Source organism: Trichlorobacter lovleyi (genome assembly GCF_015239775.1).
Lineage (GTDB): Bacteria > Desulfobacterota > Desulfuromonadia > Geobacterales > Pseudopelobacteraceae > Trichlorobacter > Trichlorobacter lovleyi_B.
In genome coordinates this window covers 2,861,622-2,882,610 of the sequence record NZ_CP058409.1, presented here as the reverse complement: position 1 = coordinate 2,882,610, position 20,989 = coordinate 2,861,622, and the positions used below count along the sequence as shown (strand labels likewise).

The 20,989-nt window shown below is 49.8% G+C and carries 12 protein-coding genes; 9 read left to right on the top strand and 3 right to left on the bottom strand.

Annotated elements, in window-relative coordinates:
• Window positions 1-204 precede the first annotated feature (204 nt).
• A complete protein-coding gene (locus FY034_RS13320) occupies window positions 205-708 on the bottom strand; it encodes a MotA/TolQ/ExbB proton channel family protein (protein ID WP_265551335.1) in 504 nt (167 codons plus the stop codon).
• Between the two features lie 73 nt (window positions 709-781).
• Window positions 782-2,173, bottom strand: coding sequence for a rhomboid family intramembrane serine protease (locus FY034_RS13315; RefSeq protein ID WP_265551333.1), 1,392 nt, complete (start codon window positions 2,171-2,173; stop codon window positions 782-784).
• 358 nt (window positions 2,174-2,531) lie between these two features.
• On the opposite strand from FY034_RS13315, the gene FY034_RS13310 reads away from it, so the two are divergent.
• The 5 genes from FY034_RS13310 to FY034_RS13290 all read left to right on the top strand — a co-directional run bounded on the left by FY034_RS13310 (window position 2,532) and on the right by FY034_RS13290 (window position 9,667).
• Window positions 2,532-3,728 carry a hypothetical protein gene (locus tag FY034_RS13310; protein WP_265551331.1) on the top strand — a complete coding sequence of 399 codons (1,197 nt, stop codon included), beginning with the start codon at window positions 2,532-2,534 and terminating at the stop codon, window positions 3,726-3,728.
• 122 nt (window positions 3,729-3,850) lie between these two features.
• Entirely contained in the window at window positions 3,851-5,326 is a 1,476-nt protein-coding gene (locus FY034_RS13305; RefSeq protein WP_265551329.1) for a WG repeat-containing protein, read from the top strand.
• Window positions 5,327-5,456: 130 nt separating this feature from the next.
• The gene (locus FY034_RS13300) at window positions 5,457-6,506 is read left to right on the top strand and encodes an IS481 family transposase (RefSeq protein ID WP_265551327.1); all 1,050 of its coding nucleotides are present in this window, start codon (window positions 5,457-5,459) and stop codon (window positions 6,504-6,506) included.
• Window positions 6,507-6,678: 172 nt separating this feature from the next.
• Window positions 6,679-8,529, top strand: a complete 1,851-nt coding sequence (locus tag FY034_RS13295; RefSeq protein WP_265551325.1) for a PcfJ domain-containing protein — start codon at window positions 6,679-6,681, stop codon at window positions 8,527-8,529.
• Window positions 8,530-8,590: 61 nt separating this feature from the next.
• Entirely contained in the window at window positions 8,591-9,667 is a 1,077-nt protein-coding gene (locus FY034_RS13290) for a leucine-rich repeat domain-containing protein (protein ID WP_265551324.1), read from the top strand.
• Window positions 9,668-9,758: 91 nt separating this feature from the next.
• Here the strand turns inward: FY034_RS13290 and FY034_RS13285 are convergent, their stop codons facing one another.
• Window positions 9,759-12,941, bottom strand: a complete 3,183-nt coding sequence (locus FY034_RS13285; protein ID WP_265551322.1) for an ankyrin repeat domain-containing protein — start codon at window positions 12,939-12,941, stop codon at window positions 9,759-9,761.
• A 125-nt stretch (window positions 12,942-13,066) separates the two neighbouring features.
• Between FY034_RS13285 and FY034_RS13280 the strand changes: the two genes are divergently transcribed.
• From FY034_RS13280 to FY034_RS13265, 4 genes are all read left to right on the top strand, one after another.
• Window positions 13,067-13,621, top strand: coding sequence for a hypothetical protein (locus FY034_RS13280; RefSeq protein WP_265551320.1), 555 nt, complete (start codon window positions 13,067-13,069; stop codon window positions 13,619-13,621).
• Between the two features lie 46 nt (window positions 13,622-13,667).
• Complete coding sequence (locus FY034_RS13275; protein WP_265551318.1) at window positions 13,668-14,579, top strand: sigma-70 family RNA polymerase sigma factor; 912 nt, start codon at window positions 13,668-13,670, stop codon at window positions 14,577-14,579.
• 41 nt (window positions 14,580-14,620) lie between these two features.
• On the top strand, window positions 14,621-15,280 hold the full coding sequence (locus tag FY034_RS13270) for a hypothetical protein (RefSeq protein ID WP_265551316.1): 660 nt from the start codon (window positions 14,621-14,623) through the stop codon (window positions 15,278-15,280).
• Window positions 15,281-15,531: 251 nt separating this feature from the next.
• The gene (locus FY034_RS13265) at window positions 15,532-20,937 is read left to right on the top strand and encodes an RHS repeat-associated core domain-containing protein (protein WP_265551314.1); all 5,406 of its coding nucleotides are present in this window, start codon (window positions 15,532-15,534) and stop codon (window positions 20,935-20,937) included.
• The last annotated feature ends 52 nt before the right edge of the window (window positions 20,938-20,989 follow it).

The window sequence follows — 20,989 nt, the reverse complement described above, 5'->3', positions numbered from 1 at the left end:
TAGACGGACATCTACTCACAACATCCCTATAAAAAAATCACTCACCCTCCGGTACCAGTCCATAGTGGTACTCATGGGTCTCATATTCTCTTGCCTGTTTCAGTATATCAGCAACGGTCTGTGGTTTGGGCAGACGCTCCAGCCGCATGCGGGCATTGTTACCAAATGGCGAACCAGAGAACTTTTTACAGAAGCAGTCATTTGCTACCTTCCCAACGCATACAGCACCGTCATGACATTTGCAGCCAGCATAAAGGCAGTAACAGCCATATAGCCCCCGGCTTTTGCCGCGTTATTCCCGGCAGGCGTGGCATTGCTACGCAGCGGTAGCAGTAAGACTGCCGGGGTAGCGCCATAGATCGCGCTGATAAATGACATGGCAATTCCTGCCCCCAGTTTGCTGCTATCTGACAGGTTAGCCATGGTCATTACCATGCCAGCCACCATACTGATGGTTCCAAAGACAAACCCCAGACTGATCACCGTATCAAGCACAGCCTGATCTGTATCCAGCAGTTCCTGTTTCAGCAGACGGGCTGTAAAACTAGGCAACCCGCTGCCATAGCTGTACAGCAGATACACCAGTACCGGCAGCAATATAATCACCATTGCGGCCGGCTGCAGCAGCACACCGACAGATATACCCTGCAACACCATTCCGCCAATGATGCAAAGACCAAAGCAAACCCATAACAAGATGATTTTCATGACAGCCTCCATACGATTAAACCGCTTCTGTATGGTTAGACGGACAGATGAGTTTCCCGGATTCAGCGATATTTTATTCAGCCCTCATCCTTGCCGTGGCATACATGTCTGATTGGGGAAAACGTTTTCTGAATGTGGTCCAAAACCCCTGTGCCGCCTCATGTAGACCCATCTCTTCAAGCATTTTTGCACACAGAAAATGCGCCTGTTCTCTTAATGAATGATCCGTATCGGGGTGGCTGGCAATCTGCTCCAAGATGCGGGAAGCCATATCGATATCACCTTGCTGGTAGATGATTCCGGCAATGCGATATTGTATTTCCGGTTCAACTATCTCTTGGTATTTTCCCCAAAATTCACGATACGCTTCTGTTAACTCAGCGGCATAGCGGTTTCGTTCTTCACCTGGTCTCAGGTTTCGTAGCTGATGCAGGTACAGTTGAAAGGCATGCCGATAGTGTCCACGAGCATCATCGGTGGTAACGGTGTGGGATTTTATACGGGCAAGTTGCAGCCAAGGCAGCGGATTGGTAGGGTCTTTTGTCATGACGATCCGTAAAGACTTTTCAGCGCCAGCTGTGCCGCCAGCCTTATCCATTCCCTCCGACATCAGGGTTCCACCTTCAATTACTCCCAGCCCAAGCTCAAGATGCCGTTCTTCAACTCCCTTTTCATGCAGACCGATACGGTAGGCATAGATAATGCCGGTAAGCAAGCCGCTAATATGGGCCAGATGGTTGGTGCCGCCACCTGAAGTCTCAATAATCTGGGTAAAACCTCCCCGCAGATCCAGAGCAAAGTAGATGCCTATCAGGGCAAAGGCATTCATTTTTACATTGATGGCAATGGGTAGAAAACCGAGTATTGGTAACGGAAAGGTCATTTGTCGATAATAACAGCGCACCATGTAAACGCCCATTATACCGGTTATGGCACCGGAAGCGCCCAATCCGTACAACGGTTCACCCATCAGCAGATAGATAAACCAAGGAATCAGGTTCGCCAAGGCTCCGGACAACAGGTAGATTTTAAGGTACAGCAGGCAGCCGATACGGCGTTCAATAACAGAGCCAAATACCCACAAAAAAGCCATGTTACCTAATAGATGCAACCATCCGGCATGGAGAAAAAAGCTGAATACAAATGCAACCGGAACGTTCCAAATAGCAGGATCACGGGGGAACCAGACCAGATTATCCATGATCAGGTTGATCGACTCGCGATCATCACCGGTACCCAGAAAGAAAAGGCAGTTAAGCGCTATCAGGATGATGGTGATGTAGGGAGTTTCTTTGCGGCGTTCGCGGTCAGCATTGGCAGGCAGGCTAAGGAGTGAAAGGTTTTCGCGCAGGACCCTGAAGTAACCTTTGCCCCGCATGGCGCCATCAATCAGCATGAATCCAAGTATCCACAGGGCAAAGATAAAAAAGATGCCGGTATCACTGAGCAACAGCTTGGCCAGCATAACGATCAGAAGCAGCAACAATGATTTAATGATGAAATAACGGTCAGGAAACTGCTCTGTCCATTGATCAAAACGGTTGTGTAAGGAGTCAAAATCCATCAATGGTCCAGTTTGCGCGGAGTTTAAAAAGCCTTAGCATATTTTTTAAAAATTCAAAACCGGGGAATTCCTGGTTTGCTGGACTGAACAGAATTTTTAGTGACTGACAACATCTGTCCGTCTAAACTCTTCGGGCACTACTTCAGCCTAAGTTCCACCAGCAAGGCGATACCAGGGCTTGCACAGATCACTGGTTACAAGGCATTATGCTACACGGCAACCATAAAAGCATGAACGTCCATTGCCACAAGGACCATCCATGAACATCTATCGCAGCCGCATACTGGTCTACTTTCTTGTCACGCTGACCATCAGCACGCTTTTTGAACTGGCCGTCATAACACTGAAGCTTTCAGACAACGGTTTAGCCATTATCAGTGGATTTCTGCTCCTGAGCAGCCTTATCATTACCGTGGAAAGTAGGCGACTGGGGCTGCCGCTATCGGCGCAAAAGCTGTTCAGCCATGTTGGGCTGATTCTTAGCGTCACCGTTTTTACGACCATGGCGGTGCTGATGACTGCCAGTTTCTTCATGCACCGCTCCGGAATACCGGATGACATGCAAAAATATTTTCCTTCGGCGTTTGATTTTGTGCATGGCCTGTTTCCCTCGGCCTGGGCGCTTGGCATGACCACGGCACTCCATAACCGCTGGGTCCGTTCACGCCCTTTCGGCCCCACAAATGATAACGACCGTTGGTTTATTGATGCCACGGCTGCCGGTCTGGCAAGCATCATCGTATTCTGGGTATGCATGTTCCTTACCGACACATGGCCCGGCGCCGGGCTGCCGGTAATGTACCTGGCCGCTGTTGCGGTCTTTGTCGGCATCGTATTGATCTCACGGATCAAGCGGCAGGTGGCTATGGTGCCGACTGAAAACGGAGTTACCACTAGCTCACCAGAACGCCGGGAGATTGATTTCAACGACTGCAGATATCTGTTTGTGGAGGCGGTCAACCACTATTGCAGCGGCATGTATATGCACACCAGCTACACCCTGACCTTTACCGACCATTCACTTGACACCGTAACCAGTGAACTGTTCCAGTACAACACCAAGGACGACGAGGATACCGGCATCCAGCATCTGGCCGATCAGATCATCGAGCGCTGGCACGAGCATATCCTGCCCCGCTATCAGGAAGAACTGGAACAGAAAGGCAGGCTGATCTTCCCCTCACGACGGAGTGAGCGGCAATTTATCGAGCTGACGCACGGCCATATCAGCCTTTCCAGCATATCTGACGGCTGCAGGATACAACGTGATGAGATTGCAACCTGCTTCTGGCACAAAGGCAGCCTGCATATAAGCGATGGGCAGCGCTCAATGGACATTCAACGGGCCGAGTTTGCCGATGTTGATCTGCTGCCGGAACTGATGGGATACCCTGGCGGTATTGACAAAGAACTGCTGGACAAGCTTGAGGCCTGCATGCGGAGTTTTAAGGAGTGATGTGCCAAAAGTTTGATGAGGCCGTCGAAAATATTTGATACTGTCCGTCTAAAAGATTTACCTTGATCTATCAAACAGCGCTGACTCGAAAATGTCTACCTTACAACATGGGAGAAAACCGGATGATGAACCAAATAATTATAGCATTACTAGTTGTGGGATGTTTGCTGACTGGCATGCCAAGTGCGGTCGAGGCCGCCTCAGCCAAACCGCTAGCTTCTGATTTAAATGCACTTTTTGCCTACGAAGTAGATGATAAATACGGTTATTTCAACAGACAAGGCCAGGTGGTGATCGAGCCACAATTCGTGTCATTTGCAGGCCTTTTTATTGATGGTTTGGCCTTAGCTAAACAAGGTGAAAAAATAGGTTATATCAACAAACAGGGAAAAATGGTGATCGAACCTCAGTTTGATGATGCAGGAATTTTTTCCGATGCCTTGGCTTATATTAAGCAAGGTGACAAGTACGGCTACATAAATAAGCAGGGACGGATAGTGATCGAACCGCAGTTTGATGATGCACGCGATTTTTCCGATGGCTTGGCTCGTATTAAGCACGGTGGCAAATACGGTTTCATCAACAAGCAGGGACGGGCAGTGATCGAACCTCAGTTTGATGGTGCAGGATTTTTTTCCGATGCCTTGGCTTATATTAAGCAAGGTGACAAGTACGGCTACATCAACAAGCAGGGACGGATAGTGATCGAACCGCAGTTTGATGATGCACGCGATTTTTCCGATGGCTTGGCTTCTGTAAAGCAAGGTGACAAGTACGGCTACATAAATAAGCAGGGACGGATAGTGATCGAACCGCAGTTTGATCAAGCGTTTGACTTTAAAAATGGATTGGCTCGTGTTAATCAAGGTGATAAATACGGCTTTATCAATAAGCAGGGGCGGATGATCGCTAGACCGCAATTTAATTTTGCAGACGATTTTTCCGATGGCTTGGCTCGTGTTAATCAAGGTAATAAATACGGCTTTATCAACAAGCAGGGTCAAATGGCGATTGAGCTGCAGTTTGATCATGCGTTTGACTTTAAAAACGGGTTGGCAAAAATTAAGCAAGGTGGAAAGTGGAACTACATCAACAAACAAGGACTGACTGTTATTAAGCAAGATACCCAGTGCGGTGTAACGGTTGTAAAAGACTCTGCCGGCAAGGTTACCTGGCCACGCAATATTCAGCAGATATGCCAGAAACAAAAGCGTGAACAGGCTGAAGCGGCACGCAGGGAGCGAGAAGCCTCCCGCAGTTCGTATTCTGGATCAAATAGCAATGTGTCAAAATCCTGTGATTTTATTAATGTAAATTTTGATGTTGTGGCCGGTTTTTCTACTCAAGGAGTTGACCGTGTTTTCTCAATGTCAGCAGTAGATAATGCGACTGGAAGTGTTAAACAAGACTATAGCAAAACTGGAGCTACTGTATTTAGGTCTTACAATAAAAGTCTGGCTGGTTACTACACTTGGAACGCACTGTGGGATAATAATCGTAAAGGTTGTTCTGGCAGGATTTATGTGAGTGGAGGTAAATGTAATGTTATGATACGTGTTTACGACGACTGCCGTGACGCTGGAACGCGAGAGTATTGATTCTATTTCACTGTTTGTACTGAGATAGTATTCACCTGACAGTTGGTCATTTTCTAGGGGTGGCCATACCGCCCTTGAATGGATAAAGATGAAGTTGCTCAGACAACATTTTTCCATCAAGGAGAACAGTATGACCACCGCAGAGAAAGTATCACGAAGAAAGCTCAGTTTGCTAGACCTGGCCGCTGATCTCTCAAATGTCAGCAGAGCCTGTAAGCTTATGGGCTATTCACGGCAGCAGTTCTATGAAATCCGTCGTAATTATCAGACCTACGGTTCAGCTGGTTTAGTTGACCGGCTACCTGGAGCCAGAGGCCCACATCCTAACCGGGTTGATGAAGCTGTTGAACAGGCGATCCTTGATCACTGCCTGGCTCATCCTTCCCATGGCCCTATTCGGGTTGCCCATGAGCTGATGCTGAAAGGGATTCAGGTTAGCTCTGGAGGTGTTCGTGGCGTTTGGAGCAGGCACAGCCTTCTAACCAAGCATGAACGGTTTCTCCGGCTTGAAAAGAGCGTCAGAGAGCAGGCGTTTGAACTTTCAGACGAACAGATCCGCGTCTTGGAGCGTTTCAGCCCTGAGTTTCGTGAGCGCCACATCGAGACAAAGCATACTGGCGATCTGGTAGCTGTCGACACCTTCTTTGTCGGCACCTTGAAAGGCGTCGGTAAGGTCTACCTGCAGTCAGTCATTGACTGCTATTCACGCTATGCCTGGGGCAGGCTCTACACCAACAAGCTGCCTGTCACTGCCGTGCATGTCCTTAACGAGGATGTGCTGCCGTTCTTTGAAGAGCATAACGCCAAGATCAGCACCGTCTTGTCAGACAACGGAAGAGAGTTCTGCGGCAGGCCAGACAACCATCCCTACGAGCTGTTTTTGCAGCTTGAGGAAATCGAACACCGCACAACCAAGGTCAGAAGGCCACAGAGCAACGGCTTTGTTGAACGGCTTCACAGAACCTTGTTGGACGAGCATTTCCGCATTATGGGGCGTACCAAATGGTACGAGTCACTGGACGAGATGCAGGCTGATCTGGAAGCCTATCTCAAGACCTACAATTACGACCGTCCACACCAGGGCAGAAACATGTTTGGCAGGACACCTTATGCAGTTTTCATAGACGGCTTGCCAAAGAACGACGATTCAGATACTGAGGACTACAAACTGGCAGCGTAAATCACAAACCATTCAAGGGCACTGTCAGGTGAATACTATCTCAGTACACACTGTTCGCGATGGTTTTCACCCCGCCCGGCATCTGCCGTGGCGGGGTTTCTTTTGCAACCCCATCCCATCTGTCCGTCTAACCTTGCTGAGTGAGGCTGCATTCAGATAAGGGAGCCAGACCATGTACAACCAGGCATACGCACAGGACTACACCCTGCAAACCAACCGCTATACCCGCCATGAAGAAGTAGCCGGGCTGGTGGCAGCAGATATGAACCGCCAGACAACACAAGCCACCCTGCTGCCTGGCGGTAATGGCTGGAAACAGGCGCTGGTGCTGCCCAGTCTTGCCGTGCGGGAAGATGCCGTTCTGCTGGACAACAGCGTCTCTAGCCGGATGCTCTGGCTACAACTTGATTCCGGCAGAATCTGGGGGCTATCCTACCGGGGCAGATCATCACTGCTTGGTTTTCGAGAACTGGAAAAAATTGCGCAACGGCTGGAATCCGTTCAGCAGCGTGAGCTTGAGACTCTGCCGGATCATCTGGCCAAGCTGTTTGGCTGGATTACCTGCGGCTATAGCTCGTGGGAAGACCTGGGGGAGATTGCCCAGGATCTGGTGCAGGAAAAACTTAGAGCCTGCCAGAACTGGGATCAGCGCTATCAGCTGACCGATGAATCCAAATGCAGGGCTGCAGAGCCGTTTCGTCAGCGTTTCATCAGCGGGCTGGCAGCGTTTAATACTGCGCTGGATCAGGAACTGCTGCAACTGCTGGGGATCAGCGACCTGCAGACCATGATTGACACCACCAGATACAACTACCTGCTGCATCCGATTGACAAGATCAGCACCTACCGTTGTCAGGCTCTGCAGACCTTTCCGCTGCTGCGAGATATCTTTGCCAGTGATACCAGCGACCATGCCGCGACCCGCCTGCAAAACTGGGTTGATGCCGGTAATCCGCTCTTGACCGGCGTGGCTGATTACTGCCGCTGCAGCAAGACCATCCCCCGTTTTCTGTCTGGAAAAGGGCTTGATGAAATCGGCGCTGAATGGCAGGGGCAGTTGCACCTGTTGACTGACCTGCTGGGTATGCTGCCGCCTGATCACTGGCCAAAGGATGCAGGTCAGTGGCAGCAGCTTAACCAGTGGTTGCGTCCTGTTCTGTTCTCTCTGGGTGACACCCGTTACCGCAACCATCGGCCAGAGCTGGCAGGCTGGCTGCAGGAACTGGCCAAAGAGGGCTATGAGCGGATACCGCAACGACTTGAAAAACATGGCGCATCACTGGTGGATATCATCACCCTGCCGGACTTTGAGCATTCGTTACGTGATTGGGCTGATCAGGTGGATGCAGACCCGGAACAGGCCATTGCAGCCCTGCACCAGTACTCCATCCTCAGGCTGGCGCAGCTTTCACGGCGCTGGCATGATTGGCAGGTGCGGATTGTGGGTGAGGCAGAGCCGGATCTGTTTGCCAACTGCCCGGTTGATGAGGATGCCAACCGCTATACCAGCTGGCCTGGCCTGATCGACACCCCCTGGACACACGGACGTCAGCAGGTGGTGCCGCTGACCACAGCGCTGATGTTGAAGGAGGAAGGTGCCCGGATGGGACACTGCGTGGGCGGGTATGCCAGCACCTGCCTCTACTTTGGCTCGCAGATCTTCTCAATCCGTGATATCCAGACCAACAGATCGCTCTCAACCGTTGAGATGAAGCTGTCTGACGAAGGCTTTCTTGCCAGCAAGGTACATGTTGTGCAGCATCGTGGCCTAGCCAACGCCGATCCTACACCGGAATGCCAGCAAACCCTTAAGGCCTTTCTGTGGCACCTGCGCTGGGCCTTGAAGCAGGAGCTGGTCAATGATATTCAGCGCCAGTTACGGCAGCGCTGCGACGAATCAAGGGCATTCAGCAAATTTGTCCGCTTCCGCACCTGGTCAGACAACAAGATCAACCAGTTTCGGGAACTGCTGCACGGGTATCCGGCGCTGGAGGAGTTAGGGATGAAGGCGAGTGAGGCTTGAAAGTTATGCGCCGATCAAAACCATGTATCTGGAAATATTATGGTAAAGGAGTAACGAATTAATGGCATTCTGGAATAAAAAGAGCAAAGACAATAACGATAACAATATAAAGGTAGGTCTAGATACAGATAACCAAGCTGACCTTGTTGCGTGGATGAACAAATATAGTCGTAAAAAGATAGACATACCAAGCGGTGATCTAACTCGAATCGAGGTGCTTCAAATCGGGGGGAATTTTGAAACGCTAACCTTCATTCCTCATAACATAGACCGTCTTTCTGGGCTTAAAGTACTTAGCCTTGATAAAAATGCCATTACCTCTCTACCCCATACCATCGGAAACCTTAAACAGTTAAAAGCCCTATTCCTGGAGGACATGCCACTTACTGAACTCCCTGATAATCTGTTTGATCTGCCTTTGGAGTGTCTTGTTATTGGGAGAACCAGTATTCCTGCATTACCGTGTGCCATTGGACGACTCAACAAGCTGGAAAGACTGGATTTGTATACATCGCAATTCACCGAATTACCTGAAGAAATTTGCACATGCCATGCACTGAAAGCAATCCGTCTCTTTGGTAGTTTATGCCTACGTACTCTACCAGAGTCGATAGGGAACCTTGTAAACCTTGAAAGTCTCGATATGTCCTATAGTAGTATTGTTGATCTGCCTGAATCATTTTCAAAACTATCCAAATTAATCACTCTTGATCTTGAGCAAGCCAAATCTTTTCGGCAGCTCCCTGAAAGCATCGGAGAGATAAGTGCACTTGAAGCAATAAAAATTGGTAGTTCACAGGTTGAGACACTTCCAGATTCGCTCTTTAATCTCAAAAACCTAAAACTACTAGACATATCAGGTACTAAAATAACCGCATTACCTGATTGCATCGTTAACCTCACGTCACTCCAAAAGCTCAATCTCTTGCGTTGCAAAGTGACTCAGCTTCCGTCAGCATTGGGTGATCGACCTAATCTAACTATTATCAGTAAACGAGTTACGACGCCATTACCTAACATTGTTGCTGAAGATAACGGTTTTCAAATAGATACGACTCCAGTCGTAGAAAACTATTTATTTTTAGAAGATTATCTTAAGTCAGTTGGATTGCCTTCAACTATACATAAAAACGATTAACCAGCACGGCAACCTCTCAGCTGTGCCATAAAAGCCTGTTGGACTACCGGAGAATTCTAAAAGCTGCTTCCTTAAATTGCTTGCAAATATTTCACCACAACCCCAGCTTAACCGCCTGCACCCGCTTGTTGGGCCCCAACGGTGCAGCATAGACAATAGTGTCATCCACCGCCGGGGTGACCATCCGGTCGCCATAGAGGTAGCTTTCCCACAGGGGAACCTTGTCATGCTCCTGCCCGGTCTGCGGGTCCAGCGAAAGCAGGGTTACCAGGTTCATGATGGAGGTGATGCCCGGTTGCGGTGTATTCTCAGGCTCCAGTGAATAGGCGACCAGCCAGTATTTATCAATAACCGGACGGGCGTATGATTCTATGTTGGTTTCCCGCTGCCAGACCAGATTGCCCAACGGTTTAAAGCCTATCTTGCGCAGCAGTGCCGGACGTACCCGGAATGCCTGCAACCCGCCTTCGACTGAAACAATCAGACGGCTGTTGTGCAGTAAAGGCCGCACCAACGCTGCCGCCCCCAGTACCACCTTCTGCTTTGGTTGCAGAGTAACCGCGTCAAGTACATGCAGTTCTTTGTCTTTGGTGGGGACGAAGGCCAGCCCGTCAGCCACCTCGGGCATACCGGCATTCTTTATATTAAAGTTGCTCAGCTTGCCGCTAATCAGATCATAGCGATTAACCCCCTGCTTGTTCAGGAAATAAGCCCCGTCACCGACGATCCGTAGCCCGTCTTCATTGCGTACCACTGCCTCAAGCTCGCCCAGGTTGCGCTCCCAGCGCAGTTTGCCACTGGCGCGATCAACCGCCCACAGGCCACCCTGATAATCAGCCACCAATGCCAAGTCACGCCAGAACTGGGCACCACCTGCCACCTGCTTGCCACTGTAGGCAAACTGCCAGACAACACTGCCATCCTTGGGCCTAATGCGAATCAGTGTGTGGCTATCAGCAGTGACAAACAGATCACCATCAACCAGCCTGGGTGTGTGCTTAATCTCGCCACCAAGATGACGTTTCCAGCGCAGTGAGCCGTTTGCCTTGTCAAAGGCGTAGAGATAGCCATCTTCATGGCCGATTATCACCAGGTTTCCGACAAGCAACGGGCCAGAGGCAAAACCGTAGAGCGTCTTGTTTTCTTTTTCTGTAATACTTGATGCCCAGAGTACCGGTGAGGTGAACGTGGTTTGAGCGCCAGCCTTTTCAAGCAGGCTGATCAGTTCAGGCAGGCCACCATACCTTGCCAGGGCAAGAGGATCGCTTCCCCGCTTGTTTGCCTTGTTTACGTCTACCTTTTTGTTTATCAGCCAGCGTACCAACGCCAGATTCTCCGAACGAACTGCCTGTTGCAGTGCGGTAACCCCTTTACTGTCTGACTGATTAAAATCAGCATGGTACCGGCTTAGCAACTCGGCCATGGCAACGCTCTTCAAAGCTGCTACGGCAGGTTCTGCCAAAAAATCGTCCGGTAGGTTGTGTTTGCGTAAAAGCACCTGGAGGTAGCGCTGTGATTCTGTATCCAGCTTGCCTATACCGTTAGGCTGCGCCTTGTGTTGTAGCAAAATGCGGGCGTTTTCAAGCCGGTCTTCTGACACTGCTGCAAACAGGGCAGAGGCCAGCAGCTCTGGTGTCAGTTGTCTGCTGTACTGTTGCAATGCCTGGTTTAACCGCTTAGCGCCGTCCCTGTCTTCAGCCAACGCCTTGAACAGTGTTTGCAACATCGCAGCCGAAGGCTTCTGATCCTTAAAGGTTAGCGCAGCATCAAGCTTGCCCCTGGCAAGAGCCAGTTCCATCGGCGTTCTATCGTGTTGTCCCTTCTGGATGTGGGCGCCTTTCTGCAGCAACAGGCGGATGGTATCTACATTCCCATGTTCTGCTGCCTGGTGGAGGGCCGTATTACCGCTACCATCTTTGATATCCAGCGGGCTGCCGGCCTCAATCAGTAGTTTTACCACTGCGGCTGAGCCCTTCTCCCGGCGGGCTGCATCCATTAACGGGGTTGTGCCGTAATTGTCCTGCATCTGCACAAGCAGGGTATCCAGACGCTTACCATCTCTGCGCTGCTTTCTGGTTTCTTGCAGCAGCCAGGTAACCACTTCCGGGCTGGCCTTCATTGCTGCCACATGCAGACAACTGCCACCGGTAACGCCCAGCACGCTGCTAGAGTCCTTGAGCGACTTACCGGTAATGCTCAGGTCTGCTCCAACAGCCAGGAACTGTTTTAAGACATCCGGCTTCTGGGTGCCGCAGGCATCCAGGGTTGCTTCATGGTCAGGCTTGACTCCCCGCTTAAAGATCGTCTGTACCAGAGCGGGGGATTCAGTCCAGAACACAGCCATTTCAAGTGGCGTGGATCCGCCGTTACTGCGCAAATTCGGATCAGCACCACGTTTGAGCAACTCTATGGCCAGTTCCGGTTGTCTGGTCCAGGCTGCCAGACTGACAAGCGGCCTGCCAAAGAACCCTTTGGCATTCAGATCCGCCCCTTTGTCCAGCAGATAACGCACCACTGCAGGCTTTTTTGATTCAACCGCCAGGCTGACAGCGCGATCACCTTCTTTACCCTTCAGAGAGACTCCAGCCTGCACCAACTCTTTAACCACCGCCAGATGCCCTTTTTTTGCTGCCAGAACCAGTGCGGTTTCACTATCAGCATTCCAGTGTGAGAGATTGGCTTTGCGCGCAACCAGCAGGCGTACAACCTCAACGTGGCCGTTCTCGGCAGCTATCATAAGCGGAGTTTCGCTGTAGCTGTCCAGGGCATCCGGGTTCAGCTTTAGCTCAAGCAGGCGTTTAACCAATGCAACATGCCCTTTATATGCAGCAAAGTGCAGCAAGGTATGCTGGCGGTCATCCAGTATGTTTGGGCTGGCTCCGGCAGCTAGCAGTCGCTCGAAGGTCGCAGCATGATTACCCACTACTACCCATGAAAGAGCTCCCATGCCATCATAACGCTGGTCATTGACCTTAGCCCCTTTCTTCAACAGCAGTTCCACCGCTGGAAGGCCACCATCAACAGCAAACATCAGGGCTGTACTGCCACGCGGATTGCGCTTGTGCAGATCAGCCCCGCTGCTCAGCAGTGTCTTCATCCGGGCCAGGTCACCTTTTTTTGCTGCCAGCATCAGCGGCGTGTTGCCATCCTTGTCCGGTGTGTCAACGACACTGTTTTTAGTAACAACAACAGGTCTTGGTGAAGCCCCTGTTGTTTTCAACGTCAGAAGTACCAGTAATGCACAACAGAGCAGCATCATGATAAAGCGGGTCATTGAGGGCTCCTTCAGCGTTCCTATGCTTTTTTAGACGGACAGAGCGGCCAGTGACAACAAAAAACTAACATATTTTATGTTTGGTCCGTCTAACCATCTCAGGCAGCATACATCGGAGGTGGCAAATGACACAGGAAAGCGGACGATATACCTGGCGCTGTAATCAGTGCGGCTGCAAGTTGACTGATAGTCAAGTTAAAATATATCAGCAGAAGCTACTACGTGGACTGGATGTCGCCAGTTGCAGTCTGTGCGGCGGCCATGCCACCAATATGGAACAGCTTCAGAACCTGCAGCGTAAGCAGACAACTGAAACCCGCTGCGAACAACGGTCAGCCCGCAAGAACCGGATTATCCTGTTTGGCTCACTGGCTCTGCTGCTAGCCATGCCCGGTATTGTGCCGTTTGTCTGTTGCACCCTAGTAAACCTGCAGTTTGGCATGTTTAAGACCATGCACGTCAAGATGAAGATGGGTGCTCTCATGTTGATTGGAGCGGCCTGCTTTACCGCAGTACTGGCCGGTGTTGGTGGTTTTGTCAGCGTTGGCCTGTCTATGCCAACAGGGTTTGCTGGCTGGGTTAGTTCGCTCATGCTCTGGGGGCTCACAATTGGCATTATGGTTGGCATGGGACTATTGATTGAAAACACCAGTAGCCTGGGAGGGAAGCTGTACTACTAAATCTCCACAAAATAGTAGAGCGTTACTTGCAATTGGTGCGGAGTAGTTGTATACACATTACCCAACCACCATGCTTAAGCTATTCAAACAACAAGAAATTCCTACAACACCACCTACCGGAGGCTATGACGTTGCCACCTGTAAACTGCTATTAGCAGAGCAGCTAGACTATATCACCAAGGTCTGCGAGAAGGCCGCCGGACAGACAGAATCAACCTACAACCAATGCATTGCCGGTGAAGGCGGACACCGCTACCTGATGGAGCGTCCCGGCAGAGTGGATAAAGACGAGCTGTTTGTGCTGGTGCTGGATCATCTACAGCAAGATGACTACCGCCGTCTGCGGGAGTTCAAGGGCAATTCCTCCATTACCACCTACCTGACCGCCATCATCAGTCGACTGGTGGTGGATATCATCCGCAGCCGCACCGGCCGTAACCGTGCTAAAGAACGGGCAGAACGGTTTGGGGAAACAGGTCGCAGACTGTATGAGCTGGTGATTCAGCAGGGGCATTGTGTGGCAGACGTTGTTGCGATACTTCAGACCAGCCACAACATCAGTTCTACGCAAGAACAGTTGCAGGCCATGCTTGATGAGATGCAGGGGCGTAGCACACGCCACCAGACTGATACCGACCATGAAACGGCCTGGAGCGACAGCGGTGTGCTGGTCAGCATCCAGCGCAGCACACCGGAACAGAAGGTTGTTGATCAACAGCTTGAACGCAAACGTAAAGAACTGCTTAAACAGGTGCTGGATGGCATGAACGCAGAGGACAAACTGCTGATCAGGCTGCGCTTTCCGCTTGATGAAGACACTGACCCACTTGATAACAGCACCGTGGCTAAAATGCTGGGGCTTAACCAGCAGGAGGTGGAGCGCCGCACCCGGCGCATCTTAACAACCTGCCGGGAACTGCTGCTGAAACAGGGAATTTCGTTAAATGTGTTGTTGTAAAACGGAACTGTCCGTCTAACTAGATGAACGAGACCAACGCCATGAATCAGGCTACTGAAAAAGATAACCGCGACCAGCAGATCGGACGCAGCATTGCCTCAGCGATCCAGCAGCAGCCAGCAGCATATAACTGTCTGAGCGATCAACAGTTGGCAAGCCTGCTGGATAACCGTATGCCGTCAGGGGAGCGGGAACGCTGCATGGCCCACATTGCTGCGTGTGATAGCTGCCTGGCCCGCTACAGCATGACCGCCACTTTGCTCAAGGAAACGCCGCAAGCGGTACAGGCATCACAAGGCCAAGGATTCCTCTACGCTGGCCTGGCAGTAGCTGCTGTGGCAGTGCTGGCAATTGGCTTGGTTCTGCAGCAGCAACCGGGCAAAACCAGCGGGCAATTACAGTCTGCGGGGCATAGCGCCATCGGTGGCATCAACACCACCAGTGCAGAATCCGCTCGCCTGCATCAACGGCTAAAAATCTGGTCAGATGAGACCATTAAGGCGATTGAGACAAAGCAGTATGACAAGATTGACAAAACCCTGCCTGCAATTATTCAGCAGGAAGCCCGGCAATTGGGAGATACGGCACTGGCAGACAAACTGGAACCACTGGTGAAGCATCTGGCAGAGCCGCAGGACACGGATGAGTGGTATGGGGAACTGGGTAGGCTGGTGAAGGGGATGTCACTCGTTTTTGATTGATACTCGCAACGACACTCTTAACGTCAACAGCATCGGCCATGTAAAAAAGTACAATATATCTATTGACCTTAACAGAGATGCCGCTTGCAGCAGAACAGAAGGCGCAGAAGTTTATGGAAAAGATGGGTAGTGCTGTTAACTTTTTGTAATGTCGCACATCTTTATGCTACATCTTGTTTTTATATGATATGCGGTAAAGGATATCATAGTATGTATCAAATTCAGAATATTTTAGCCCAAGAGGAGCGGGTATGAAACGATTGACGATACTGGTGGTCTTGGCTGTGTTTCTTGTATTGTCGTTAGTAATGACGGCGTGGTCTGCAACACAGGTTCTGGGCGGCACTCAAACAGAAGGCAACCTGTTAGTCACCATTTATGATAATGGGCAGATAGGTGTTCAGAGATATGTCAGTGGTAGTTGGCAGGATCAATTTTTCTCAACATCCGCTAAAGGCTCACGTATCCAGACCTCGGATAACAGCTACTCATTTGGGTATTATGCAGCAAATTCATACCAGACAGCGGTCAGTAACGTGCGTTCAGGCAATCAGGTGGTTACAACCTGGACTGCTGGTCCACTAAACATTGCTCAATCTGTTTCATATGTTGATGGAAGTAATACCATTACCTATCAGTGGACAATTAAAAATGAATCCCTTGCCACCGTTTCCGACCTAAGATTCTTTCATGGTGGAGACACATATCTCGGGGGAAATGATTCAGGTCCGGGTTACTATGATGCGACAAGATCTGCCATTGGTACTTCAAGGACAATAAATAACCAATATATAACAATGGATTTACAGGCGATAACACCACATTTTGCTTATGAAAGCACATACTACTATCAAGTAGCACAGGATGTCAGTAGTGGGGCACTTTCAAATTATGTAGAAACTAATTCAGTTGACAATGGTTATGCAATGGAGTGGCGCTATTCTTCGCTATCCCCTGGTGCCACCTGGAGCATTACAGCTGTAGAACGCTTTTCCGGTGGTAATTATGGTGATCTTGCTATTGATACTTCATCACTCAACAATAAGAATGTCGGTGGCTCCTTATTCATGGATGCCTTTATCCCTGTTTCTACTCAGAATCCAATTAACACCTTTTATCTTGAAAAAAATGGTGTGTTTGTCGCAAAAACAACAGTACCGGATATAGCTTCTGCTTCAGATCTTTTCCCAGAAAACTATCTAGGTCGCTATGGTTGGAAAACGATGGGAGGTGCTCCTGTAACCAGCTGGGCCCAGATTTTAACTGAAACCTCATTTGTTCCATTTCGCTTGATTGCTGTTAAAAGCGATGGTGCTATGTATGCTTCTCAAGTGTTTAACCTTGCTCACCAAAGCACTCTTTTAGCCTCTTTCAATGCGAAGAATGCATCAGGACAGCTTATAACATTTCCTCAGCCAGGGCAGCTCTCTGTAACCTTTACCGCTGCTCCTTCTGGAGGAACGGCACCTTATACGTATCGCTGGCTGTTGGATAACGGTTATGCTTTTAGTACTGCAATCAGTGGCACAACAATACTTGGTGATGTTGCGCCAAGCAAAGAAAGTAGTTTGATAACCTTGGTAGTAACTGATTCAGCTGGCAATACCCAGTTTGTTCAGGATGTAGCCTACATAGACAGCGCTTGGGAAACTGGCAACCCAGCAGAGAGCGGTAGTGGTAGTAAGCTGATTAACGGTGTTGATGTCAGTAATGGCAATTTATTTTTAGCAGCAACAGATATAACGGTTCCTGGTAAGGGTGTTGCTTTTGCTCTGGGGCGTAGTTATAACTCCAGTAAAGCTTTGAATGTTACTGCTCGTAAATGGAGGTTTAATTATGATCAAAAAATTGAATTTCCCGCGAATAAGGGCGGTAGAGAGATACAGATTTATCGGGAAGACGGAAGAGAAGATCGATATTACCGTGATGTAGATGGTCTGTGGTATGGGGGGCGATCTGGTATGTTTGATCGCCTTGTTGAAAAAACGGACGGCAGTTTCACATTGTACACTAAAGGTAGCACTATTCTGAATTTTACTGCTCCTAATTCTTCCGGAGTTGCTAGTCTTGCGTCAATCAGCGACCGCGATGGTAATGCGTTGCTGATAACCACAGTTTCAACAACTCAGAAACTGATTACTGACTCTGCTGGCCGTCAATATGCTCTTGACTATGATGCTTCGGGGCGCCTAATCAAAGCTACCGACTTTACCGGCAGATATGTTCAGTATACGTATGATGCAAATGGCAATTTAATAACGGTGAGAGATCTGCGTGGAAACACTACGCAGTATGCTTATAACTCTGACAGGCAATTGCTATCAATTAGGGAGCCTCTCGCTCTTGCTGCGTCACCTCAGTACAACAGTGTAACGGTCAGCTATGATGCAAGCGGGCGGGTACAATATTTTGATGATGCAAGTGGTAACCGTACTGAGTATCAGTATGGAACAATTGATAGTGCTCCTGCAACTGCAGTTATACGTCCTAAAACTAACGGTGGAACAATCAATAATAATGCCGCATTTGTGTATGATACTATTGGCCGGGTTACCGATGAGATCAATGCTTTAAACATTGGAGATTATCGGGCTAAACGACAATATAATAGTGCAACAATCGCTAAGCGTACTGCAGATCAGGGGCTGGTAGGCTCTATAACCACGCCGCGTAACTATAGCACCACTTTTACCTATTCAGACGACGGTCGCGGCAACAAGACCGGCAGCACCAACCCTTTAAACCAGAAAACCGACTACAGCCACAAAACCGAGGCTGACTACTCCGGCGCTCTACCCAACCTGAACGTAATGAGCAGCTTTAAAACCCCGCTTAACAACAGCTACGCCTTTGACCACGAACCAAGCGGCAGTGTGAAAACCATCACCACCCCGGTTTCTGCTGCCACAAACTTCACCTACGGCACAGCAGGGTTACTGCAGAGTGTAAAAGACCCAAACAACAACAGCACTGCCTTTGAATACGATGCAAATGGTAATACCCAGACAGTAACTGATGCCAACAGTAAGGCCACCAGCTACACCTATGACAACCTGGGACGGGTAGTTACCGCCACCGACCGGCGTGGCGTGATAACCCAATACACCTACGATGCCGCAGGCAACGTGCTTACTACCACCAGCGCCTATGGTACTCCTCGGGCTGCAACGGTAACCAATACCTATGATGTCAACGGTAACCTTGCCACGGTAAAAGACGCCCGCAACAACATCAGAACCTACACCTACACAAAGGATAATAGACTTGCCACAGAATCGTACACCTCTGGCGGCACCACCTACACTCGCACCAACATCTACGACGAACTTGGCCGTCTCTGGAAGGTAACCAACGAAAACAACCACACCAGCCAGAGTGATTTTGACGCAGGTGGGCGCAAGACCAGCGAGACCGATGCCCAGCCTGCCACCACCACCTACACCTACGACAACAACGGCAACGTGCTGACCAAAACCGACCCGCTGGGGCATGTCACCACCTACACCTATGATGAACTGGACCGGGTAAAGACCGTTAAAGACCATCTGAACAACACCGTAACCTATAGCTACGATGCCGAGGGCAACCTGCAGAGCGTAACTGACCCCAAGGGGCAGGTAACCAGTTACAGCTACTATGCCGACGGCAAACTCAAAACCGTCACCGACCCCAACAGCGGTGTCACCACGGCAACCTACGATGCAGCTGGCAACCTGAAAACCGTCAGCGGCCCCAAGTCCGGCAACCTGGTAACCTACAACTACGATGCACTCAACCGGATGACCTCCATGGTTGATGCCGGTAACCGCACCTGGAGCTTTACCTATGATGAGAACGGTAACTTGCTTACCCAGACCGTGCCAGGCACTGGAACCACCCAGTACCAGTATGATGAACTGAATCGAGTCACACGGGTAACTTGGCCAGACAGCAGCACCGTCCAGTATGGCTATGACCTGAACGGTAACCGTATCAGCATGGTGGATGCCAGCGGCACCACCAGCTATGTTTACGATGAGGCCAACCGGGTCACCAGCGTCACCGACCCCTTTGGTAAGGTGGTCAGCTACACTTATGACGGCGTGGGTAACGTCAAGCGGGTTGTCTACCCCGGCACCAAAAACCTTGACTACAACTACGATGCCGTCGAACGTCTGGCAACCGTAACCAACTGGTTGAACCACACCACCACCTACAGCTACAACAAGATTCACCAGCTTACCCAGATTGCCAACGCTAACGCTACCAAGGCCACCTTTGCCTACGACAATGCCAACCGCCTTATCAGCCTGCAGAACCTGAAAAGCAGCAACGCGGTTATCTCATCACATAGCAACACCCTGGATGCCAATGGCAACCTGCAGCAATCAACCGTAACCCTTCCGCTGCAGCCCACCTTCAATACAGCAAACACCAGCCTTGCCTTTGATGTGGCCAACCGGATTATAACCAGTGGCAGCACCAGCTTTATCCATGATCTTGCCGGCCGGATTGTGGCTGAAACCACTGCAGGGGCAACCAAAAACTACAGCTACAATCACCGCGACCTGATCACCGCCATCACCGGCAGCACCGACACCTACAGCTACATCTACAACGGCGATGGCAACCGGATAGCCATGACCAAGAACGGCGTACAGACAAGGTATGTGCTTGACCTGAACCAGAGCCTGCCCGATGTACTGGCAGAAACCAACAGCGCAGGCACCGTAACCGCCTACTACACCTACGGCAATGGCCTGATCTCAAAGATAGACGCAGCAGGGCAGGAGCAGTGGTACCACTTTGACCCCACCGGCAACACCCTGGCCCTGACCGACAGCAGCCAGAACGTAACCGACAGCTACGCCTACACCCCCTACGGAGAAATCACTGTGCAGGGCAGCAGTTGGAACCCGTTCAAATACAGCGGCAAACATGGGGTAATGGATGACGGCAATGGCCTGAACTACATGCGGGCACGGTACTACAAACCGGAGATAGCACGGTTTATGAGCCTGGATGCAGTCTGGGGGGATATGGATGAACCGCAGAGCTTGAACCGGTTTGCGTATGTGCAGGGGGATCCGATGGGGAAGGTGGATCCGAGTGGGATGATTTTGAAATGGCTGGCTGGTAAAATAGGGGGAGGCATAATGTGGGGGTCTATTCAAATAACTCAAATTGCTTTAGGAACATTTTCCATAGCTGCAGATGGTGCTAATAAAATGGTTTGTGATGTTGCAGGGTGTAAAGCACCATCTCTTGATACATATTATCAGATTGGCGGTTGGCAAAAAATACTAAACTCTAAGCAAGATGAAGCTCTTCAGTGGGGTACAGACAAGGGAGAAAAATTATATGACGAGGCAGCCAACAAACTAAACAAAGCTTACAACACTGCTAAAGGTTATGGAAATAAATTAAGTAAAATAAATGTAAAGTCAGATGGCGCTAAGATAAAAGTTTTTGCCGTATTTGCTGGTGGAACATATGAAATTCTTTCAGACTTAACTGACCCTTGCCCATATTTAGGAGTAATTGATGAAAAACAGAAAGAATTTATAGTAGGGCTTTGTCAGGCATACCAAACAGTTAAGAATGTTAAAGAGGTTTATAAGGATGGCAAAAAGGTGGTTAATACAGTAAAAGAAATCTCATTCAATCTCAAAAAATAGCTTTGTAGCTTCGTAGGGTGCGCAACGTCTTTGTGTTGCGCACGCGGATTGA